The following is a 567-nucleotide window of genomic DNA, read 5'->3' as shown; positions in this document are numbered from 1 at the left end:
AATATTCTGCGACCACTTTACGGATGTTGTCCATGTTGACAGATTGCACTCGCATTGCCACGATATCTTTTAGTGCATATTGCACCATCTCAAGAGTAATCGGTGCACCAGTTAAATTGGCATTAGCAAATACCTGATTTAAAGCACCTTCTAAACGCCTCACATTAGAAACCACATTTTGAGCGATAAATAGTGCGCACTCTTTAGGAAGTGTCATTCCATAAGATGCTGCCTTCTTCTGCAAGATTTGCATACGAGTATCGATTTCGGGGGGATCAACAGCTACGGTCAGCCCCCAAGAAAAGCGTGATCTAAAGCGTTCATCGAACTCCGTCATTTGTGATGGATGACGATCAGAAGCCAAAATCAGCTGCTTATCACCACTAGTAAAATCAGCAAATAACGTTAAAAACTCGTTACTACTTTTCGTTTTTCCAGCTAATACATGAATATCATCTACAATTAATAAATCAACCTTTTTTATTTTCTTTTTAAAATCCTCTATTTTATTATTTCTTAATGAATAAACTAATTGGTTAATAAATTTTTCAGAAGTAAAATAATAAA

At 36.0% G+C, this 567-nt stretch carries 1 protein-coding gene; it reads right to left on the bottom strand.

The features are described 5' to 3' along the window. The coding region (locus tag ACS8FD_RS23365) for a DnaA ATPase domain-containing protein (RefSeq protein WP_439277608.1) at positions 1 to 567 on the bottom strand (567 nt) is incomplete at both ends.

This window comes from Psychrobacter sp. 1U2 (genome assembly GCF_051847575.1).
Note: the sequence above shows the minus strand (reverse complement) of the source record. Positions and strands in the feature narration are given on the sequence as shown.